Annotated in this window: 16 protein-coding genes; 9 read left to right on the forward strand and 7 right to left on the reverse strand. The window is 63.9% G+C overall.

Going from position 1 to position 20,680, the window contains the following annotated elements; translation table 11 throughout:
• Positions 1–18 precede the first annotated feature (18 nt).
• A complete protein-coding gene (locus tag IRL76_RS09085) occupies positions 19–1,668 on the reverse strand; it encodes an acyl-CoA dehydrogenase family protein (protein WP_200981049.1) in 1,650 nt (549 codons plus the stop codon).
• A gap of 187 nt (positions 1,669–1,855) precedes the next feature.
• On the opposite strand from IRL76_RS09085, the gene adh reads away from it, so the two are divergent.
• The 4 genes from adh (at position 1,856) to IRL76_RS09105 (ending at position 7,396) form a co-directional block, all read left to right on the forward strand.
• Positions 1,856–3,376 carry an aldehyde dehydrogenase gene (gene adh / locus IRL76_RS09090; RefSeq protein WP_200981050.1) on the forward strand — a complete coding sequence of 507 codons (1,521 nt, stop codon included), beginning with the start codon at positions 1,856–1,858 and terminating at the stop codon, positions 3,374–3,376.
• Positions 3,377–3,503: 127 nt separating this feature from the next.
• Positions 3,504–3,917: a DUF779 domain-containing protein gene (locus tag IRL76_RS09095; protein ID WP_200981051.1), complete on the forward strand. Its 414-nt coding sequence runs from the start codon at positions 3,504–3,506 to the stop codon at positions 3,915–3,917.
• 135 nt (positions 3,918–4,052) lie between these two features.
• The gene (locus tag IRL76_RS09100) at positions 4,053–5,171 is read left to right on the forward strand and encodes an FIST N-terminal domain-containing protein (protein WP_246449637.1); all 1,119 of its coding nucleotides are present in this window, start codon (positions 4,053–4,055) and stop codon (positions 5,169–5,171) included.
• 17 nt (positions 5,172–5,188) lie between these two features.
• Complete coding sequence (locus IRL76_RS09105; RefSeq protein ID WP_200981052.1) at positions 5,189–7,396, forward strand: hybrid sensor histidine kinase/response regulator; 2,208 nt, start codon at positions 5,189–5,191, stop codon at positions 7,394–7,396.
• Between the two features lie 7 nt (positions 7,397–7,403).
• Here IRL76_RS09105 and IRL76_RS09110 read toward each other — a convergent pair whose 3' ends face one another.
• The 4 genes from IRL76_RS09110 to pedF form a co-directional block, all read right to left on the reverse strand.
• Positions 7,404–8,087, reverse strand: coding sequence for a response regulator (locus IRL76_RS09110; RefSeq protein ID WP_200981053.1), 684 nt, complete (start codon positions 8,085–8,087; stop codon positions 7,404–7,406).
• A 62-nt stretch (positions 8,088–8,149) separates the two neighbouring features.
• Positions 8,150–9,883, reverse strand: coding sequence for a methanol/ethanol family PQQ-dependent dehydrogenase (locus IRL76_RS09115; protein WP_425504490.1), 1,734 nt, complete (start codon positions 9,881–9,883; stop codon positions 8,150–8,152).
• 145 nt (positions 9,884–10,028) lie between these two features.
• Positions 10,029–10,895, reverse strand: a complete 867-nt coding sequence (locus tag IRL76_RS09120; protein WP_200981055.1) for a substrate-binding periplasmic protein — start codon at positions 10,893–10,895, stop codon at positions 10,029–10,031.
• A gap of 2 nt (positions 10,896–10,897) precedes the next feature.
• The gene (pedF, locus tag IRL76_RS09125) at positions 10,898–11,338 is read right to left on the reverse strand and encodes a cytochrome c-550 PedF (RefSeq protein ID WP_200984259.1); all 441 of its coding nucleotides are present in this window, start codon (positions 11,336–11,338) and stop codon (positions 10,898–10,900) included.
• A gap of 154 nt (positions 11,339–11,492) precedes the next feature.
• Between pedF and IRL76_RS09130 the strand changes: the two genes are divergently transcribed.
• From IRL76_RS09130 to IRL76_RS09150, 5 genes are all read left to right on the forward strand, one after another.
• On the forward strand, positions 11,493–12,464 hold the full coding sequence (locus IRL76_RS09130; protein WP_200981056.1) for a PQQ-dependent catabolism-associated beta-propeller protein: 972 nt from the start codon (positions 11,493–11,495) through the stop codon (positions 12,462–12,464).
• 124 nt (positions 12,465–12,588) lie between these two features.
• A complete protein-coding gene (locus tag IRL76_RS09135) occupies positions 12,589–14,007 on the forward strand; it encodes a porin (protein ID WP_200981057.1) in 1,419 nt (472 codons plus the stop codon).
• Between the two features lie 133 nt (positions 14,008–14,140).
• The gene (locus IRL76_RS09140; protein ID WP_200981058.1) at positions 14,141–16,147 is read left to right on the forward strand and encodes a TonB-dependent receptor; all 2,007 of its coding nucleotides are present in this window, start codon (positions 14,141–14,143) and stop codon (positions 16,145–16,147) included.
• On the forward strand, positions 16,147–16,680 hold the full coding sequence (locus IRL76_RS09145) for a cytochrome b (RefSeq protein ID WP_200981059.1): 534 nt from the start codon (positions 16,147–16,149) through the stop codon (positions 16,678–16,680). The genes IRL76_RS09140 and IRL76_RS09145 overlap by 1 nt, the downstream gene beginning before the upstream one ends.
• Entirely contained in the window at positions 16,680–18,929 is a 2,250-nt protein-coding gene (locus IRL76_RS09150) for a TonB-dependent receptor (RefSeq protein ID WP_200981060.1), read from the forward strand. The genes IRL76_RS09145 and IRL76_RS09150 overlap by 1 nt, the downstream gene beginning before the upstream one ends.
• Here the strand turns inward: IRL76_RS09150 and IRL76_RS09155 are convergent.
• Entirely contained in the window at positions 18,926–19,870 is a 945-nt protein-coding gene (locus IRL76_RS09155) for a quinoprotein relay system zinc metallohydrolase 1 (RefSeq protein ID WP_200981061.1), read from the reverse strand. The two genes, IRL76_RS09150 and IRL76_RS09155, sit on opposite strands and share 4 nt — an antisense overlap.
• Positions 19,867–20,652 (reverse strand): quinoprotein dehydrogenase-associated SoxYZ-like carrier, encoded by a 786-nt coding sequence (locus IRL76_RS09160; protein ID WP_200981062.1) that lies wholly within the window; start codon positions 20,650–20,652, stop codon positions 19,867–19,869. Before IRL76_RS09160 ends, IRL76_RS09155 begins: the two co-directional genes overlap by 4 nt.
• Positions 20,653–20,680: the final 28 nt, after the last annotated feature.

The raw sequence follows: 20,680 nt of genomic DNA on the forward strand, positions 1-20,680 counted from the left end.
GCGCCAGCGGCCCGCAGCCTAGCCCTGCCCTGCCAGTAGCCCCCGTCCGATCACCTGCGCCTGGATTTCGCCGGCACCTTCGAAAATATTGAGAATGCGGGCGTCGCACAGCACGCGGCTGATCTCGTATTCCAACGCATAGCCGTTGCCGCCATGGATCTGCAGCGCGTTGTCGGCATTGCTCCAGGCGACCCGCGCCGCCAGCAACTTGGCCATCCCCGCCTCGATGTCGCACCGCTCGCCTTTGTCCTTGTGACGCGCGGCGGAATAGGTCAGCTCCCGCGCCATCACCAGTTCTGCGGCCATCAGTGCCAGCTTGTCGGAGACCCGCGGGAAGCCGATCAGCGGCTTGCCAAACTGCTTGCGATCGAGCGCGTACGCCATGCCGAGGTCGAAGGCATTCCACGCCACCCCGATGGCGCGCGCCGCAGTCTGGATGCGGGCACCCTCGAAGGTGCGCATGAGCTGCTTGAAGCCCTGCCCTTCCGCCCCGCCCAGCAGGCCGTCATGGCCCACGGCGAAACCGTCGAAGCCGATCGCGTATTCCTTCATCCCGCGATAACCGAGCACCTCGATCTCGCTGCCGTCGATGCCGGGATCGGGGAACGGCTCCGCATCGGTGCCGCGGGTCTTTTCGGCCAACAGCATGGACAGGCCGCCATACCCGGGCGTGTCCGCGTCGGTGCGGCACAGGACCGTCATCAGGTCGGCACGGGCCGCATGGGTGATCCAGTTCTTCGCCCCGTCGATGCGCCAGCTTCCGTCATCGGACTTTCGCGCTCGTGTGCGCACCGATGCAAGGTCGGAGCCGGTGTCGGGTTCGGTGAATACGGCAGTGGGCAGGATCGAACCGTCGGCAATCCTCGGCAGGTATTTCGCCTTCTGTTCGGCCGTGCCGTTCTCCCCGATCAGTTCACCGGCGATCTCCGAGCGGGTGCCCAGCGATCCCGCGCATATCCAGCCGCGCGACAGTTCTTCCGAGACGAGGCACATGGCGGTCTTGCCAAGGCCGAGGCCTCCGAATTCTTCGGCAATGCAGACGCCGAACACCCCGAGCGCAGCCATTTCCTCGACCACCTCGATCGGGATCAACGCGTCGGCGAGATGCCATTTGTGCGCGTTGGGAGCGATCCTGTCGGCGGTGAAGCTGCGAAACTGCTCGCGGATCATATCCAGCGTCTCGTCATCGAAGGTCTCGTCCGGACGACCGCAGTCAGCCAGCAGTGCGGCCAGATCCGCGCGGCTTTCCGCCGTGTTTCCTGCCACCATGAACTGTGCGACCGCAGGTGACGCCCGCAGGGTATCGGCAGCCTCGGCGACGCCGAGTTCGGCCGGACGGACGAATTCGTTCTGGCTCATCGGGACCGAAGCGGCGAGCTGGTTGAGGTATTCGCCAAAGCCGATCCGCAGAACCAGTTCCTCGATCGCGCCGAACCGTCCCGCCTTGCGCGAACGTGAGGCCCAGTCCGCAGTGGCCTCGAGCGCCGCCACGGTCGTTCCGATCCAGGCAAAGCCATGCACGCGGCGCTGGTGGCGCTCGACAAGTGCCGCCTCGATCCGGCCCTCATCCGCACCTTGCACCTCCGCAAGGGTCGCAACACGCGCCGCCGCGGCAAAATTCTTTGCCGCTCCGCAAGCGTCGTGCGCCAGGCTTATCCAGTCCGTCATCGATCAGTGCCCCAGAGACAATCTTCATCGCCACATTGGCGGTGCCTTCCTGAAAAGGTCAATGGCGCTGCCACCCCGAAACGTCCGGCAGGAATGCCTTCTCTTACCCCAAGGTACAATTGGCGACTCCGAGGAGCAGGCCCAAGCTGAAATCCGAATTTCGTATAGGGCGAGAGGAGAATGACAGATGCTTGAGCAAGCCCTCAGCAAGTTCAGCGGCAAATCGCTGATCAAGGAAAAGTTCGACAACTTCATCGGCGGCAAGTGGGTCGCCCCGGTCAAGGGTCAGTATTTCGACAATATTTCACCCGTCACGGGCAAGCCGGTATGCCAGGTTGCACGCGGCAGCGCGGAAGACATCGAACTCGCACTCGACGCGGCCCACAAGGCGAAGGATGCATGGGGCAAGACCTCGACAACCGAGCGCGCCATCATCCTGAACAGGATTGCCCAGCGCATGGAGGACAACCTCGACATGCTGGCCATGGTTGAAACGATCGACAACGGCAAGCCGATCCGCGAAACGACCGCGGCGGACATGCCGCTGGCGGTCGACCACTTCCGCTATTTCGCCGGTGCCCTGCGCGCGCAGGAAGGCTCCATTTCCGAGATCGACCACGATACCGTGGCGTATCACTTCCACGAGCCCCTCGGTGTCGTCGGCCAGATTATCCCGTGGAACTTCCCGATCCTGATGGCGGTGTGGAAGCTCGCGCCAGCGCTTGCAGCAGGCAATTGCGTCGTGCTCAAGCCGGCCGAGCAGACCCCCATGTCGATCATGGTTCTTATGGAACTGATCGGCGACCTGCTCCCCGATGGCGTGGTCAATGTGGTCAACGGCTTCGGTCTCGAAGCTGGCAAGCCGCTCGCCAGCAACAAGCGTATCGCCAAGATCGCATTCACCGGCGAAACGACCACCGGTCGCCTCATCATGCAATATGCCTCGGAAAACCTAATTCCGTGCACGCTGGAACTGGGCGGCAAGAGCCCCAACATCTTCTTCGCCGACGTCATGCGCGAAGACGACGACTTCTTCGACAAGGCACTCGAAGGCTTTGCCATGTTTGCGCTGAACCAGGGCGAAGTGTGCACCTGTCCCAGCCGCGCACTTGTCCATGAATCGATCTACGACCGCTTCATGGAACGGGCCATCGCCCGGGTCGAAGCAATCAAGCTCGGCAGCCCGCTGGATGCTGCGACCATGGTGGGTGCCCAGGCATCGAACGACCAGCTCGAAAAGATCCTCAGCTACATCGACATCGGCAGGGACGAAGGTGCCAATGTGCTGACCGGTGGCGGCCGTCAGGTTCACGATGGCGAACTGGCCGAGGGCTATTACGTCAAGCCGACGGTTCTCGAAGGCCACAACAAGATGCGGATCTTCCAGGAAGAAATCTTCGGCCCAGTCCTATCGGTGACGAAGTTCTCTTCCGACGAGGAGGCGCTCAGCATCGCCAACGACACGCTCTATGGCCTCGGAGCCGGGGTGTGGAGCCGCGATGCCAACACCTGCTACCGCTTCGGCCGAGCCATCCAGGCCGGCCGGGTATGGACCAATTGCTACCATGCCTATCCCGCGCACGCTGCCTTCGGCGGCTACAAGCAGTCGGGTATCGGTCGCGAGAACCACAAGATGATGCTCGAGCACTACCAGCAGACCAAGAACCTGCTGGTCAGCTATAGCCCAAAGGCGCTCGGCTTCTTCTGATGCCGCGCGGCGCATCGCCGATATCGTTTCCCGTCGCGCCGACTGGTTCCTCTCGAGGCGGTCGGGAAACGGTTCCCCAGAGACGGGCAGGCTTGCGCCTGCCCGTCCGATTTGCATGATCCGGCCGATGGAAAGGCTTCTGGTCCCGCCGCGCATTCTCGCCACCGCCGAAGCGGAAGAGTGGATCCTCAAGCTGGAGGACATCCACGGCCCTCTGATGTTCCATCAGTCCGGTGGCTGCTGCGACGGTTCCGCGCCGATGTGCTTCCCGCGCGGGGAGTTCCGCGTCGGCGGGCAGGACGTGTTGCTCGGCCACCTCGTCAACGACACGCCGGTATGGATCGGCGCTGCCCAGTTCGAATACTGGCGCCATACGCAGGTCACCATTGACGTCGTTCCCGGACGGGGATCGGGCATGAGCGTGGAAGCGCCCGAAGGCATCCGCTTCATCGTGCGCAGTCGCGTATTCAGCGACGCCGAGGCAGAGGCCCTTGCCGCATGTGGCGAGCCTCAAAGAGGAGACACTTACGTAGGGCCCTGAGCGCACCAAGACGCTTGGAAATCAGCGTTGCTTGGGCCATAATTTGACGCTCCCGCAAAACAGAAACCGACAGGTTCACGCGCGGGATAGGGGAGAGAGGTTCTGCACCGGAGACGCCAGGATCTGGACGGTCTCGTGACCGCTGCATCGCATGCCGACGATCCGGCATTGGCGGTGGCAGAAGTCGTGTCAGCAATCGGTGATCGGGCGCTTGCCGGTGGCGTGCTGTTCTGTTCGCAGAAGTTCGATCGCGAGGCACTCGCCGCCGAAATTTCGAGCCACCTCGCCCATTTTCCGCTGATCGGCTGTACCAGTGCAGGCGAACTCACGCCGCGAGGGTACGACGAGGACAGCCTTGTCTTCGTTGGTTTCCCGGCGGCGAGTTTCGCCATGTCGGTGCTGACCTTCACCGACCTCGATGGCTTCGACCGCGATGGTGCGCGCAGCCGGATCAGGCACCTCGCCGCCAACGCCCGGCAGGAAGCCCGGGTCCTTGGTAACGAGCTTCACCAGGTGGCGCTGTTCCTCGTCGACGGGCTTTCCCACCGCGAGGAAGTCCTGACCATGACGGCACAGGATGCGTTGGGAGAAATCGAACTCGTCGGCGGGTCGAGCGGTGACGGTCTGCTGTTCCGCGAAACCGGCGTCCTTGTCGACAACGAGTTCCGCCGCGATGCCGCCGTCATCGCCATCCTGACCAGCTCGCGACCGCTGCACGTGTTTTCGGCAAACCATTACCAGCCCGGGCCGGAACGCATGGTAGTGACCGAAGCCGACAGCGAACGGCGGATCGTCTACGAGATCAACGCCGCTCCGGCGGCCGAGGAATATCTGCGCCTCGTAGGTGGCCCCGCTTCCAAGCTCGATACCGGCTTCTTCGCCGCCCACCCTCCGATGGTGCGCACCGGCGGAACCTACCATGTCCGGTCGATCCAGTCGGCCAATCCCGACGGCAGCCTGACCTTCTACTGTGCGATCGATACCGGCATCGTCCTGACCATCGGCGAGCCCGTCGACCGGATCGCCCAGCTGAAGAGGATGTTCGAGGACCTGGAACAGCATGTAGGCTCACTCGACGCCGTTCTGGGGTTCGATTGCGTGCTCAACCGGGTCGATGCCGAGGATCGCCAACTGGCGCGGCAGGTGTCGGAAATCTATGCGGAAAACAACGTCATCGGCTTCAACACCTATGGCGAGCAGTATCTAGCAGCACACGTCAACCAGACCCTGAGCGGCTTGGCGATCGGCCGCTGATGGCCAGCAGGTTGCACATGCCCGGTCCTGCCATCGAGGAGGAAGAGGACGTTGCCGCCCTGCGCGCGCGGATCGAACGTCTCGAGAAGATCAACAACGCCCTCATCGACCGCGTGGAGCGTTCGACCGATATCCAGGGTGGGGCATTCTCGATGTTCGAGACTGCCATCACGCTCGAGGCGATGGTTCGCGACCGGACTTCCGATCTCGAAGAAGCGATGGGCCAGCTCAACGTCGCGAACGCCAAGCTGGAAGCAGCGCACCACGATGCCGACGCGGCCCGCGCCCGTCTGCGCGATGCGATCGAGTCTCTCAACGATGGTTTCGCGCTGTTCGATGCCAACGACCGGCTGCTGATGTGCAACCGCGCCTTCCTCGCCTTCTGGCCGGAACTGGAAGAGGTTGCAGAGGACGGTCCCAACTTTGCCGAGCTGGCCGAACGCCTCGCGAGAAGCGGGCGGACGATCGGCTCGCTGGTCGCCCCCGAGCGGTGGGTCAAGGATCGCATCGAGCGCCACGCACGCGCCGATGGCGTCCATGTGCAGGCGATGAGCGACGGGCGCTGGGTCCAGATCAACGAACTGCGAACCAGCGAAGGCGGCACTGTCGGCATTTATACCGACATCACCAGCGTGAAGGCGGAAGATGCACGCCAGCGCGCCAAGGAGCTGGCGGCCAGGAACCTGGCGCTGCAATCGACGCTCGACACGCTGTCCGAAGGCGCCTGCCTGTTCGATGAAAACCGCAAGCTGCAGGCGTGGAACGGCGGGCTCGCCGACATGCTCAAGCTCGACAAGGGCGTGCAGTCGATCATCGGCACCCATGAAGAATTGGCAGCCTATTGCATCGACGAACGCGGGCTGGATCGCCCGCAGGCTGTCGAATGGCGCGACGGGCGGAGCCCGCGAATCAGCACCGAATGCATGATGGGCGACCGCAACTTCGTCGTCCGCTCGGTCACGCTGGCGACGGGCGGGATGGCCTTTGCCTTCGACGATGTCACCGACCGCATCCGCTTCCAACGCTCCCTGACCGAGACGGCCGAGATGCTCGAGCGTGCGGTTGAGCAGCGAACCGCCGAACTGGTCGATGTGAACCGCGAACTGGTCGAAGCGAAGAACGAGGCAGAACGCGCCAACAAGTCGAAGACGAGCTTTATCGCCGCGGCAAGCCATGACCTGCTTCAGCCGCTGAATGCCGCGCGGCTGTTCGTATCGGCGCTCGGTGACCAACGGCTTCCCGGCGAGGCCAAACGCCTGACTGGCCAGGCTTCGGTGGCGCTCGATTCGGTGGAGGAACTGCTCGAGGCCCTGTTCGAAATTTCCAAACTCGATGCCGGTGCGGTTGCTCCGGACATCGAATCCCTGGACCTCGGCAAGACCTTCACCGCCCTGCGGATCGAGCACGGTCCTGCCGCCGAGGCCAAGGGCCTCGTCTTCAATGTCGAGCCGACCGACCAATGGGCGATGAGCGACCAGAGGATGCTGCGCCGCATTCTCCAGAACCTCGTTTCGAATGCGATCCGGTATACCGAGGAGGGCACGGTATCGCTTTCCGTGACCGAGGATGGCGATGAGGTGCGGATCCAGGTGCGCGACACCGGCCCCGGCATCCCGCCTGAGAAGCGCGAAGCGATCTTCGAGGAATTCCGCCGGTTGAGAAGCACCAGCAAGCAACCGGGGCATGGTCTCGGACTTGCGATCGTCCGGCGGTATTCGGCGACACTGGGACACGCGATCGAGATAGATTCAGAGGCAGGTGATGGTGCGCAGTTCACCGTTATCGTGCCGAAGGGCGAACGCAGCCCGGTCCCTGCAGACGCGCGCCCGCAACGTCGCAGCAGGTCGCCCGCTTCCGCCGGTGCGGCGCTGCTGATCGACAACGATCCGGCCATCCTCGACGGTATGGAGGCCCTGTTGTCGGGTTGGGGATTGAATGTCGTCGCCGCAACTTCGCACGAGGATCCGCTTGTTCAGGCGGCTGCACTCGCTAACCCGGCGGTTCTGATTGCCGACTATCATCTCGACGACGGGATGACGGGCAATGCGGCGATTACCGATTTGCGGAAGGCCGCAAACGTCGACCTGCCCGCCCTCGTCATCACCGCCGACCGCAGCGACGAGGTGAAGAACGAACTTTCCGACCTTGGAGTCCAGGTGCTGACCAAACCGGTCAAGCCAGCCCAACTGCGCGCGCTGCTGAGACAGCTCGGCGTGCTCCGCTAGGTTCCGCTCAGGACGTGAAGCCGACCCGGTTGGCGAGAATCACCGCCTGTGTGCGGTTGTAGACGTTCATCTTCTGCAGCACCGCGGAGACATGCGCCTTTACCGTCGTCATGGACACACCGAGGTCATAGGCGATCTGCTTGTTGACCCGGCCATTGACGAGCAGCCCGAGCACCACGCGCTGCTGCGGGGTCAGCGTATCGATCCTTTCGCGGATCGAGGCTTCTTCCTGGGCCTGCGGATCTTCGGCGAGTTCGCCCGGCATGTAGATTTCGCCGGCGAGCACCTGTTCGAGGGCATCGACGATCTGGTCGCGCTTCATGGATTTGGGAATGAAGCCCGCCGCGCCAGCCTCCAAAGCCTCCTCCACGGTCTGGCGATCGTAAACGCCCGATACCATGACTACCGGAGTGCTGGGAAAGTCGCTGCGCAGCTGCTGGAGTGCTGAGAGGCGCGATGCGTCGGGAATATTGAGATCGAGGAGGACCAGGTCGACCTCTTGCGCCTCCGCCAGCATGTCGAGGGCTTCGGCGAAATCGCCTGCTTCCAGGATCTCGGCACCGGAATAGCGGAATTCCAGGATGCTGCGCAGGCCGTCGCGAACCAGCGAATGGTCATCGACGATAAGGACGCGTTCGGGTGCCAGCGTGTCGCTCACTTCGGTCCTTTTCAGAGCCTGGGCATATGCCATTGTATATCCCGTGGTTTGCGAACCGCGCCACCCGTCAGGACGGCGCGGTCCACGATTTCGGACTACTTGTTGACCTTGAACACCCAGAGCGCACCGCCCTGGCTAATGTCCTTGAAGGTCTTGGCGACCTCGCCGCCCCAGAGCGGCACTGCGCCACCCCAACCGGACATGACAGCGACGTACTGCTCGCCGTCCTGCGTCCAGGTGACCGGCGAACCGACCACGCCCGAACCGGTCTGGAACTTCCACAGCTCGGTTCCGGTCTTGGCGTCGAACGCCTTGAGGTAGCCTTCAGGCGTGCCGGTGAAGACGAGGTTGCCTGCCGTCGTCAGGACACCACCCCAAAGCGGGGCCTTGTTCTTGTATTCCCACACGATCTTGCCGGTCTTGGGGTCCATCGCACGCAGCGCGCCGATATGGTCTTCGGCGATCGGCCTAATGGTGAAGCCGGCACCCAGGTAGGCCGCGCCCTTCTTGTAGGCGATCGGTTCGTTCCAGATGTCCATGCCCCAGTCGTTCGACGGAATGTAGAACAGGCCGGTGTCCTGGCTGTAGGCCATCGGCATCCAGTTCTTGCCGCCGAGGAACGACGGGCTGGAGAACACGACCGTGCCCTTTTCGGTGCCGTTCGGCGGACCGGGACGATTGGCGTCCACATAGTTCGGACGGCCGGTCTTGAGGTTGATGCCGTCCGCCCAGGTCGTCTGCATGACGAACTTGTGGGCGCCCATCAGCTTCCCGGTGGTCCGGTCGAGGACATAGAAATAACCGTTACGGTCGGCCTTGGCGCCAAGCTTCATGTCCTTGCCGCCCAATTTGGCGTCGAAGGGAATGAACTCGTTCACACCGTCGAAGTCCCAACCGTCGTGCGGCGTGGTCTGATAATGCCACTTGATCTTGCCGGTGTCGGCATCGATCGCGAGCGTGGACGAGGTGTAGAGGTTGTCGCCGGGGCGCAGGTGGCTGTTCCACGGCGCCGGGTTGCCGGTGCCGAAGTAGACGAGGTTCGTACCCGGATCGTAAGTGCCACCAAGCCAGGTTGCGCCGCCACCGGTCTTCCAAAGGTCGCCCTGCCAGCTGGCATTGGTCTTGCCGGTGATGCCGTTGTCCTGGCCGTTGAGCGTGCCCATGTGGCCTTCGATCACCGGACGCCGCCAGATGAGCTCGCCCGTGTCGACGTTGCGCGCCTCGACTGCACCGACGGCACCGAATTCGCCACCCGAGTTGCCGGTGATGACCATGTTCTTGACGATCAGCGGAGCCGCCGTGGCGGAATAGCCGGCCTTGTAGTCGGCGATTTCCTTGTTCCAGATGACCTTGCCGGTCTCCCGGTTCAGCGCGACGAGATGCGCATCCAGCGTGGCGAAGATGATCTTGTCGCCGTGGATTGCGGCACCGCGGTTGACCACGTCACAGCAGGGCATGATGCCGTCGGGAAGGCGAGCATTGTATTCCCACTTCTTCTCGCCTGTGCGCGAATCGAAGGCATAGAGGCGGGAATAGGAACCCGTGACGTAGATCGTGCCGTCATAGACGATCGGCTGCGATTCCTGGCCGCGCTGCTTCTCGCCGCCGAGTGATGCGGCGAACACGGGAACGAGTTTCGCGACGTTGCCGGTATCGATCTGGTCGAGCTTGCTGAAGCGCTGCTGCCATGGCCCCATGCCATAAGTAAGCACGTCGCCCGGCGTGTTGGCATCGTTGACGAGGTCCTCGCTTGTCGGACCTTCGGCCCTTGCCGGTGCTGCCAGCGCGACCCCTGCGAGCGCGGTGGCGGCAATCAATGATTTGTACATGCCCTTCATCCTTCCCTCCTGTGATTTTGACGGCCCGACTGGAGTTGGATCGCGCCGATGGATGGCTCCCATGATGCGCGAGCCTATCTCCGGCGCAGCGGGCAGCAATTGAACCTTGGGCTAAGGCGACGACCCGCAGAGCCGGTCACGCGAGGGGCTTGGCAGCCTCGGCCGCCTCCCAGGCGACACCGTGTCCGGCGAAGATTTCCGTCATGCGACCGCTGGAGGCCATTTCGGCGACTACGTCTTCGATCGCAAAGCCAAGCGAGCGGCTGTTTTCCTTGACCGCCATGCCGATGTCCCACCCGCGCGAGGGCATGAGCGGCAACGGGCTCTTGCGCAGCTGCGCGCCGGCGTCGGGCCGATCGGCTATCGCAGCCTCGATCTGCGCCTTTGTCGCGACGGCCATCTCGGCATCGCCCGCCTGCACCGCCTCTGCGGCAGCATAGCCACTGGGATAGTGCTTGATGTCGCCGCGCAGGATCCCGCCGAAGCCGCCGAGCAGGTAGAAGTCGGGAATGGAATCGATCTCGGCTGCCACGGGCTTGCCGACGAACAGCTGCGGCGGGGCGTCGCAATTGCGCGTGCCCGAACTGCAGATGCCGGTGAAGCTTTCATGGTAATAGGGCGCGATGAAGGCGACCTGGTCTTCCTGCTTCGCGAACTCCAGGTCGAACGGGACGTGCAACATCACATCGCATGGCTGGAAACCGAGCAGGCCTCCGCGCCAGACTACGTTGCGCAGATCGTCCGAGACTTCCTCGTCAGCGGCAAACAGGACAACGTCTGCACGCAGTCCCAGCTTCTCCGCGATCACCTTGGCAATATCGACGTCGATACCGGCCGGTCGGCCTTCACGCTCCCACGACCAAGGCCGGTAGTCATTGTAGAGCCCGATCCTGAGAACACCGAGTTCGCGGACTTTTTCCAGCGGTGCGGCGCTGAGGGGCGAGCTGACGGCCAGAGCCCCTGCCGCACCGACCAGCCCCGCAATGAACCCCCTGCGGTCCATCACTATTCTTCCGTGTACTGCGTTTCGAGCCAGGCACGGATGGTCCAGCCGGCCTTCTGTCCCAGCACCTCGTCGAACGGCGGCATGTAGACCTTGCCATCGCGGACCGAGCCGTGACGGAACCGCTCCTGGAACCACTCGTCACCGCTTTCGCCCGGCTCGAGATAGCGCAGGTCGGGCGCGATACCGCCCGAGATGGCCTGCAGGCCGTGACAACGCGCACAGTTCTGGTTGTAGGCCGAAGCGCCGATTTCGATCGCGCGGGCATTGCCGGAATAGGGGTTCCTCGCCACCCAGACATCGTTGCCTCCCTCGATATCGGGAAGGTCGGAGGTGTCGACCGGTTGCGGGGTCACGTCACCGTGTGCCATCAGCTGGGGCGCGAGCGCCACCGCAAGGGTCGCCGCTGCTGCCGAAAGCGCTATGCGGCTGGCAAACTTCATCATCTTTCAAATATCCTCTGCGACCAAGTCGTCACGTGTCCACCTGAGCGTGAACAGTTCATCCCACCGGTCCCAGAGATAGCGGCTGGGTCTACCAGCCCCATTGTACTTTCGGAGAATACCGACGCGCGCGCAGGCGGATAGACAGGCTGGTATGTTGATCCGATCCATCATAGCCGCGGCATGTTGCGGGGCTGTCCTCGCAGCAACGCCGGCTTCCGCCGAAATCGCCTATGTCAGCAACGAGCGGTCGGCTTCGGTCAGCGTGATCGACCTTGAGAGCGGCACGCTGGTCGACACCTTTGCAGTGGGTGAGCGCCCCCGTGGCATCCTGCTCAGCAAGGACGGCAAATACATCTATGTCTGCGCAAGCCTCGAACACGCGGTGGAGGTGCGCGATGCCAAGACAGGGGCGCTGGTGGCGGTGCTGCCATCCGGCAACGATCCCGAACAGTTCTTCCTTTCGAACGACGGGAAGCTCCTGTTCGTCGCCAACGAGGACAATGCCGCGACCACCGCCATCGATCTCGAGGCGGGCAAGGTCGCCTGGCAAATCCCGGTCGGCGACGAACCCGAGGGAATTGCCCAGAGTCCCGACGGCAAATGGCTGCTCGTCACCAGCGAGGAGGACAATCTCGTCAGCTGGATCGACCTTGCGACCCGCGAGGTGGTGCACGAGACCGAAACCGACGTCCGACCGCGGCACGTCGAATTCACTCCGGACGGCAAACAGGTCTGGGTGGCTGCCGAAGTGGGCCAGAAAGTCCATGTCGTCGACGTTGCCAGCAAGTCGATCGTCGACACGCTGGAATTCGCTCCTCCCGGCGCCCTGCCCTACAAGATCCTGCCCTGTGGCATCCGCTTCACATCGGACGGCAAGACCGCGGTGATCGCCTTGGGACGCGCCGACAGCATCGCCGTGGTCGACGTGGCCAGCCACGAGATCAGGGGGTACGTGAAGACTGGCGGACGACCCTGGCACCTCGCGATCACGGCGGACGACAGCAAGGCGATCGTCGCCAATGGCGGAAGTGACGATATTGCGATCGTCGACCTTGCGAAGCTCGAAGTCGTTTCGCGCGTCGCGGCCGGAAAGGGTCCCTGGGGCGTCGTGCTCGCCAAGTGATCCCTTCGCTCGGCTTCATTGGTCCAAAGTAGGACGACCAAAGTCCAATTTCGGCGGAACGAGTGCCGCCCCATTTTCCCCCACGCCGGCAAAGACGGCCCAGATACAAGAAGGGGGAAGGACTATGATCTCCAAATACCTGCTGCGCAGCGCTGTAGCGGCCGTCGCCCTGACGTCCATGAGCGCGCCAGCCTACGCGCAAAGTAGCGGCACGGCATCGCTGCTCCAACGGCTTCACGAAAAGGGCATCCTCACCGACGAGGAATATGCCGAGATCATGGCCGAGATGAAGCAGGACGCCGCGACGGCACCCGCTCCCGCTCCCATGGCATCCGCCGAAAGCGCACTGGATTCGAGCCGCATGGTCCGCATGACCGAAAGCGGTATCGGCTTCGAAGTTGGCCCGGCGACGATCAAGTTCTCGGGTTCGGTCAACGGCTTCTACGTCCACGACAATCCCGACACGCCGAGTGCAACCACTGCTGTCACTGGCGGCATCGCCAATGTCGGCGGTTCGAACAGCAGCTCGGTCCGCAACGGCCTGCTCCCCGGTTTCCTCAAGGTTGATGTGACGACCAAGCAGGCCGGTCTCGATATCGGTGCGCACTTCGGCATGTATCCGGGCATCAACAGCACCGCCTGGGGCGCGCTGGGAGCCAACAACGGTGGCCAGCCCACTGCGCTGGCGACTGCCGGCATCGACTTCCGCCAGACCTACATGACGATCGGCGGCGGCTTCGGTGAACTCAAGATCGGGCGCGACATCGGCCTGTTCGGATCGGAGGGCATCCTCAACGACATCACCCTGCTTTCCTCCGGCGCGCCGGGCGGCAACGTTGCCCCCGGCAACACCACGCTGGGTCGCATCGGCAGCGGCTACATCTACACCGACTTCCAGCCGCAGATTACCTACACGACCCCGAATTTCGGCGGTTTCCAGGCATCGTTCGGTGTGTTCGAACCGCTCATGTCACTGACGGCTCCGGCGCAGGACCAGGCATCCCCGGGCTACCAGGGCAAGCTGACCTACGACGGCAGTTTCGGCGGTGTCGGTACCCGCCTGTGGGTGTCGGGCGTCACGCAGAAGCATAGCACAATCGGTGCCGGCACCGGCGGCCTGGTCGACTACACCGGCAAGGGCCTCGATGCAGGTGCCAAGCTTACCGTCGGTCCGTTCGCAGCCACTGGCTACTGGTACACCGCGAAGGGTCTGGGCACGACCGTGCTCAACCTGCTGGACACCGACGCCTTCGGCAATGCCCGCAGCAGCGACGGCTTCTATCTCCAGGGCCTCGCCACTTTCGGCAAGGTTTCGATCGGCGGCAGCTACGGCGAAAGCTCGCTCGACTATGCCAATGCGGCAGACGAGCTGGCAAACCCGACGCTGGTCGACACGAACTCGAGCTGGGTCGGACAGGTCCGCTACGGCCTGACCAGCTGGGTCACGCTGATCGGGGAATATGTCCACGCCAAGGCGGAAGCGCACAACGGCAACCAGGCCGAGAGCGACGCGATCGCGTTGGGCGGCATCCTGTTCTTCTGAGCTTGGCCGGAGCCAAGGGCTCTGTATGATCTCTCCCTGGAGCCGGCGGGCGTCTCTCGACATCCGCCGGCTCTCTTTGTCCAAGAATAGCACTATGTTGGGGTCGATGCGGGAACACGGAAAAACATACTGGATGGCGGGCGCAGCAGCGGTTTGCACTGCATTCCTCCCGACAATTGCCCAGGCAGACGAGGCCGACGAGGACCAGCAACGCGTCATCGTGGTGACTGGCGAGGGGCTCGAGGACACTCCGGCGACACCCGCCTACGACACGCAGATTATCGAGCGCGAGGATCTCGTTTCGACAGCGTCCGGACGGATCGAGGATGCACTTTCATCGGTCGCCGGCTTCCAGCAGTTCCGGCGTTCGGACAGCCGTTCGGCCAATCCTTCCGCCCAGGGCGCGACCTTGCGTGCGCTCGGCGGCAACGCATCGAGCCGCGCGCAGGTCCTGCTCGATGGGGTGCCGATGACCGATCCGTTCTTCGGCTACATTCCCTTCAGTGCCATCGCGCCCGAACGCCTTGACCGGGTGCGGGTGACCCGGGGCGGCGGCTCGGGCCCGTTCGGGGCCGGAGCGCTCGCTGGCACGATCGAACTCACCAGCGCCGATGCCGACGCGTTGGGCAGTTTCGGTGGCCAATTGCTCACCAATGACAGGGGTGAAACCGAAGCGAGCGCAACCGCCGCATCGCGGCTCGGCGCCGGGTTCGCTTCGATTTCGGCCCGCTGGGACCGAGGCAAGGGGTTCTGGACCACGCCGGAAGACCAGCGCGTTCCGGCAAGCGCGCGCGCCGCCTATGACGGGTACTCGATCCAGGTCCGCGGCGTTGCCCCGCTCAATGACACGGTCGAGTTGCAGGCACGAGGCCTCATCTATCGTGACGAGCGTACCTTGCGCTTCGATGGCGGCGACAGCAGCATGGAGGGGCAGGACGCCAGCCTGCGACTGGTCGGTCGCGGCGACTGGCAGTTCGACGTGCTCGGCTATGTGCAGGCGCGCAATTTCACCAATGTCGTCATCTCTTCGACGCGGTTCGTCCCCGTCCTCGACCAGAGCAATACGCCGGCCACGGGGCTTGGCGGCAAGATCGAACTTCGGCCGCCAACGGGGGACAACAATGTCCTTCGCCTCGGGGTGGATTATCGCAAGTCCGATGGCGAGCTTTTCGAGACTGCGCTGAGCGCACTCAGTGGCGCGGTGACGGCAAGGCGGAACGCGGGCGGGACCAATACCGACCTCGGCTTCTTTGCCGAGAACGACTTCTCGCTCGGCGCTCTCACCTTGACCGCGGGTGCACGGCTTGACCGATTTACCATCCGCGACGGCTTCTTTGTCGAACGCAACGGATCGGGCGTGATCACGAGCGATCTCGTCTACCCCGACAGGTCGGGCTGGGATGCGTCCTTCCGTGGCGGTGTTCTGTACCGGCTCGGCGACACCGCCAGCCTGCGCGCCGCAGCCTACTCCGGGCTGCGCCTGCCGACGCTCAACGAGCTTTACCGCCCCTTCGTCGTCTTTCCCGTCACCACGCGCGCCAATGCCGATCTGGCGAACGAGCGGCTGGAAGGCTTCGAGGCCGGTGTCGACCTCGCTCCGGCGGACGGCGTCCGCATCGCCTTCACTGCGTTCGACAACAAGGTGAAGCACGCCATCGCCAATGTGACGATCGCCAACAATTTGCGCGAGCGCCAGAACATCGACGCCATCCATTCACGTGGCGTCGAGGCGAGCGCAGCGCTGGAGCTGGGCAAGTTCAGCCTCGACGGCGCGGTCGCCTATACCGATGCCGAAGCGCAGGGTTCCGGCTTTGCAGCGGCGCTGGACGGAAATCGTCCGGCACAAACCCCGAAGTGGGTGGCCGGTGCGACGCTTGCCTATCGCCCCGCGAACAACTGGCTGCTCTCTGCCACCCTGCGATATGTCGGCGCGCAGTTCGAGGACGATCTCGAAACCGACGTGCTGCCTTCTGCGACGACCCTCGATGCCTTTGCGCAGGTGCCGCTGTTACGGCAGGTCGCGCTGGTGCTTCGGGGCGAGAACCTGACCGGCGAAACCATTGTCACCCGCAACCAGGGCGGTTCGGTCGACCTCGGTACACCGCGAACTATCTGGGCGGGCATCAAGGTCGGCTTCTGATGGGAGATTTGCGGCAGGATTACGTGAGGTACAACAAGGGCGCGCGGACCTTGCACTGGGCAATTGCGGTGCTGGTCATCGCCAACCTCGCGACCGGCCTGCTGCATGATCCGCTCGAGCCCTATGTCCGGCTGATGCCGTTCCACAAAGCAACCGGCATGACCATTCTCGCCCTGTCCGTGGTGCGCATCGTCTGGCGCGCCATGTGGCAGCGGCCCCCGTATCCGCCCGGGATCTCCCGCAACGCGATCCTCTCTGCGCGCGTGGTGCAGGCCGCGTTCTACGCCCTGATGATCGTGATGCCGGTCACCGGATGGATTCTCGCATCGGCAGGGAAGTATCCGCTCGACTGGTTCGGACTGTTCGAACTTCCCAAACTCCCGGTCGTGCGCCACAGCGCCGCTTATTCCATCGGGCACGAGATGCACGAGATCCTCGGCTGGCTCTTCCTTGCCCTTGTCGTGCTCCATGTCGCGGCAGCCCTGCGCCACCATTTCCTCCTGAGGGAGCCGATCCTGCGACGGATGATGTGATGCGTCGCTGGGTTCTTGCTCCCCTCCTTGCCCTGCCCGTTCCGGCATTCGCGGAAGACGTAGAGCCGGTCATCATCGTCACTGCACCCGGCGGCGGGGTCGATGCGGACGAGGCTCTTGCTGCGAACCGCGAGGCGATCAGGCGTGGCAGCCGTCCGGACCTGTTCGGCGCGCTGGCGAACGAGGTGCCAGGCGTCTCGATCGCCGAAGCGCAGGGCAATCCGTGGGCGGGAGCGATCACCTGGCGCGGTTTCTCGGCTTCCGCCCTGCAGGGCACCGAACAGGGCATGGCCGTCTATCTCGATGGCGTGCGCTTCAACCAGCCCTTCGGCGACACGCTGACGCTCGACCTCGTTCCCGAAGCCGCCCTGGCCAGGGCCGAGGTGCGCGAGCCCAACCCGGTGTTCGGCCGCAACGCGCTTGGCGGCGCATTGCTGCTCCAGACGGCGACAGGTGCCGACCTGCCGGGGCTGAGGGGCTCAATTTCGACCGACAGCTTCGGCGGCTATGGCGGCAACGCGTCCTATGGCGGAAAGAACGGACTGCTGGTGGTTGAGGTGCTGCACGACGAAGGGTGGCGCGACTACAGCCCTTCGCGCCTGCTCCGCGGATTTGCGTCACTGGGCCACCATGGCGACAGCTGGGGTGTCGATGGGACGCTGATCGCAGCCTCCACCAGGCTCACCGGTAACGGCGTCGCTCCGGTCGAACTGCTGGCTGCCGACTACCGCGCGATCTTCACCCGGCCCGACTATTCGGACTCACGCTTCGGGCGCGTCACGGTGGCGCCCTATCTAGAGGTGGGGAAATCAGGACGGCTGACCGCCACGGTGCATTACCAGTCATTGAAACGGGTTTCAGCGAACGGTGACCTGGCTGACTTTTCGGAATGCGATGCGGATCCCTCCCGGTTGTGCCTGTCCGACGACGACGAGGAGGCGAGCGACGTCCTGCTCGACGTGATCATGCGCGAGCCGGTGGCCGTGGACCCGACGGTGGACGAGTACGCCGTGTTCAACCGGGGTCGCGAGCGAACCCGCGGCGGCGGGCTCGGCCTGCAGTATGTTGACGAAGTCGAAACCGATCTCGGCACGAGGCGAATAGCCCTCGGTGCCACCTGGGATCGCTACATGACCCGCTTCGACACGCGGGCCGAACTCGGCGAATTGCTCGACGACCGCTCGGTCGTCCCTCTAGGAACCGACCTCGTGGCAGCGAGCGGCGCGATTACGCCTGTGTCGGTGGACACCACCTTGCGGGATCTGTCGGTCTTCGCGAGCGTCGACATGCCGCTTGCCACATGGCTGGCAATCGAAGGCGGTGTGCGCTGGTCCGACAATCGGGTCGAACTGGTGGACCTCATCGGCAGCGAGCTCAACGGAAACCACCGCTTCCAGCGCATCTCGCCAGCGGTGGAAGTCGATATCGAACCGACGGAAGATCTCGACGTCAGCCTTGGCTATGCCGAGACGAGCCGCAATCCCACCCCTGCCGAGCTTTCCTGCGCCGATCCCGATGCGCCCTGTGCCCTTGCCAATTTCTTCGTCGCCGACCCGCCGCTGGAACAGGTCGTGGCGCGCAACTGGCATGCCGATGCGGGATGGGGATCAGGCGCGCTGGAACTCCGCCTTGGACTGTGGCGCAGCGATACGCGCAACGATATCCGCCACGTTGCCTCCGAAGTCCGCGGCCGCGCCTTTTTCGTCAATCTCGGCGGAAGCCGTCGTCAGGGCTTCGACGTGGCAGCTGATTGGCACCAGGGGCCATGGCGATTGGGTGCCGACTACAGCCTGACCGACGCGCGGTTTCGCAGCGATTTCTCGATCAGCAGCCCCGCCAATCCGCAAGCAGATGAAGACGGCCAGATCGCGGTCCGCCATGGCGACCGTCTGCCGGGTGTTCCGCGCCAAGCAATCAATGCCCGCGCGGGATACGAAAGCCAACGATGGGCGCTCAATGCGCAGGTCCGCTGGCGTTCCGGTCAGTTGCTGGTCGGCGATGAGGGCAACGACCTCGCAACAACGCCGGACTACTTCCTCGTCGACCTGACCGGCAAGCTCAGCCTGACGCGGCAACTCGACCTCGTCCTTGAAGTGCGCAACCTTTTCGATCGCAAATACGCGACCTTCGGCACCCTGGCCGAAATCGACGAGATCGAGCTGGAGGAAGCGCCCGGCGCCAGCGACCCGCGAGCCTATGCCCCGGGAATGCCGCGCCGCCTTTCGGTCGCCCTGAAGGCGCGCTTCTAACCGTCAATACGCGGGAAGAGTTCGGCTTCCAGGCGCGGGTAGAAGTGCGAAACGCTGCGCTGCAACTCGTAGCGCGCCGCTGCCATTCTGGCAAAGCGTGCCGGAATTTCCATCCGCCCCGCCTCGGTCATGTCGAGCCCGTTCGCAACTGCGCTGCGTAGCGCGGACTCGAGCCAGACCAGCCAGTCGCGCGTCTGGGCGATGCCCCTACCCTCGCGATCGAGGGGGCCGTGTCCGGGAACCAGCTGCCGATGGGCGATGGTTTCGAGCCGATCGAGGGTGGCGCGCCAGACCGCGAAGTCTGCATTGGGGGTGGCAGGTGCCCGGTCGAGGAAGACAGTATCGCCTGCCACCAGCGTGCCGGTTGCATGATCGACCAGGGCAAGGTCGCCCTCGCTGTGTCCCGCGAGCGCCAGCAGTTGGAGCTTCCGGCCGCCAAACTCCACCGGTCCTTCGGTCAGGTCACCGCTTGGCAACACCACCTCGGTTCCGGTCATCCATCCGGACAACAGCCGGTACATTCCGTCCGAAAAGCCGGAACCGTCCCGTTCGAGGTCGTGGCGGGTTGCCGGCAATGCGTGGATCTCCGCATCGGGAAAGGCCCCGGAAGCGAAGGAGTGATCGGGGTGCAGATGGCTGACGTAGACCAGCGAGACCGGAGCACCAGTCGTCCGTTCGATCAAGGCTGACAATGTCTTGCCGAACTTGAGCGAGGGGCCCGGGTCGAAAAGGATCGTCCCCGCGTCGCTGGCCATGAACACCGAATTCGCAACTGCGCCGCCATTTTCGAACAGCAAGGCATCGTCCGCCCCACGCACGAGCCAGATGCCATCCCCGATGCTGGTCGCCTGCGGGGTATAGGTCCCGGCATACTGCTCGGCCCGTGCGGCGACCGGCAATGCCGCCGCACCGGCAAGGAAGGCGCGACGCGCTAGCCTCACGGACGTGCTGCGGCGAGCCTGCGCCCAGTCGCGGCGTCGAGCGAGCCGGAAAACTCAAGGCCATTGGTGTCGCGTGCCGCAACGTCCAGTTTACCGGAAACTTTCGGCTCGACGATCAGGGTGAAAGACGGGTCTTCCGATACTGAGCCATAGATCGTCATGTCCGCCAGCAACGTACCTCCAGCATCGCGAACCTTCACCGTGTCGATGTTGTAGCCTGGAATATTCTCGACGAGGCCCGTGTCCATCGGATGGCGGAACCCGAAGCGCAGGCGCGTCTCTTCGCCTTCGGCCCATGCAGCGCCGCGCATTTCGCCCAGATGGTCAGCCCAGTCGCCCTTCACCCGGCTCACCGGAGGCGCGGAGCATCCGCCGCCTGCGGCGTCCACCCACCCGCCGGAGACATGCCACAAGCCGTCCGCAGTAAGCACTGCTGCGCGGACGGGGGTGCGCTGGTCGAGCTTGATCCTGGTAGCGACGAAGGCTTCGGCAGCGAGCGGCCTGTAGTCGAGCGCGATGGGGATGGGGTTGAGATCGGCAAAGAGGACGATCCGCCTGACCTCTCCGAGCGCGCGCGCATCGACCGTGACCGGCATCACGTGCTGGTTTTCCGTGACCACCGGCAGTTCGACCTTCACCGCATCGTCGAAGGTGTAGGAAGCGCCTTCGAACACCTGCGCGGCATGGAAATCCCACATCGGCGAGCCGAGTGGATCAGGCTCTCCCGCCTGTGCCATGGCAGGAAGCACTAGCGCCGCAATGACAATCAGGATGCGTCTCATACCAAAGGACAATACACGCTTCCTTGCC

The sequence above is a fragment of the Qipengyuania soli genome (assembly GCF_015529805.1).
Classification (GTDB): Bacteria; Pseudomonadota; Alphaproteobacteria; order Sphingomonadales; family Sphingomonadaceae; genus Qipengyuania; species Qipengyuania soli.

Bases quoted from the DNA above. Each gene is read 5' to 3' on its own strand.
- IRL76_RS09160 (WP_200981062.1), bottom strand. From the start codon at position 20,652: ATGAGACGCATCCTGATTGTCATTGCGGCGCTAGTGCTTCCTGCCATG.
- IRL76_RS09150 (WP_200981060.1), top strand. From the start codon at position 16,680: ATGCGTCGCTGGGTTCTTGCTCCCCTCCTTGCCCTGCCCGTTCCGGCA.
- pedF (WP_200984259.1), bottom strand. From the start codon at position 11,338: ATGAAGTTTGCCAGCCGCATAGCGCTTTCGGCAGCAGCGGCGACCCTT.
- IRL76_RS09085 (WP_200981049.1), bottom strand. From the start codon at position 1,668: ATGACGGACTGGATAAGCCTGGCGCACGACGCTTGCGGAGCGGCAAAG.
- IRL76_RS09130 (WP_200981056.1), top strand. From the start codon at position 11,493: ATGTTGATCCGATCCATCATAGCCGCGGCATGTTGCGGGGCTGTCCTC.
- IRL76_RS09105 (WP_200981052.1), top strand. From the start codon at position 5,189: ATGCCCGGTCCTGCCATCGAGGAGGAAGAGGACGTTGCCGCCCTGCGC.
- IRL76_RS09120 (WP_200981055.1), bottom strand. From the start codon at position 10,895: ATGGACCGCAGGGGGTTCATTGCGGGGCTGGTCGGTGCGGCAGGGGCT.
- IRL76_RS09095 (WP_200981051.1), top strand. From the start codon at position 3,504: ATGGAAAGGCTTCTGGTCCCGCCGCGCATTCTCGCCACCGCCGAAGCG.
- adh (WP_200981050.1), top strand. From the start codon at position 1,856: ATGCTTGAGCAAGCCCTCAGCAAGTTCAGCGGCAAATCGCTGATCAAG.
- IRL76_RS09145 (WP_200981059.1), top strand. From the start codon at position 16,147: ATGGGAGATTTGCGGCAGGATTACGTGAGGTACAACAAGGGCGCGCGG.
- IRL76_RS09135 (WP_200981057.1), top strand. From the start codon at position 12,589: ATGATCTCCAAATACCTGCTGCGCAGCGCTGTAGCGGCCGTCGCCCTG.
- IRL76_RS09115 (WP_425504490.1), bottom strand. From the start codon at position 9,883: ATGTACAAATCATTGATTGCCGCCACCGCGCTCGCAGGGGTCGCGCTG.
- IRL76_RS09140 (WP_200981058.1), top strand. From the start codon at position 14,141: ATGGCGGGCGCAGCAGCGGTTTGCACTGCATTCCTCCCGACAATTGCC.
- IRL76_RS09110 (WP_200981053.1), bottom strand. From the start codon at position 8,087: ATGGCATATGCCCAGGCTCTGAAAAGGACCGAAGTGAGCGACACGCTG.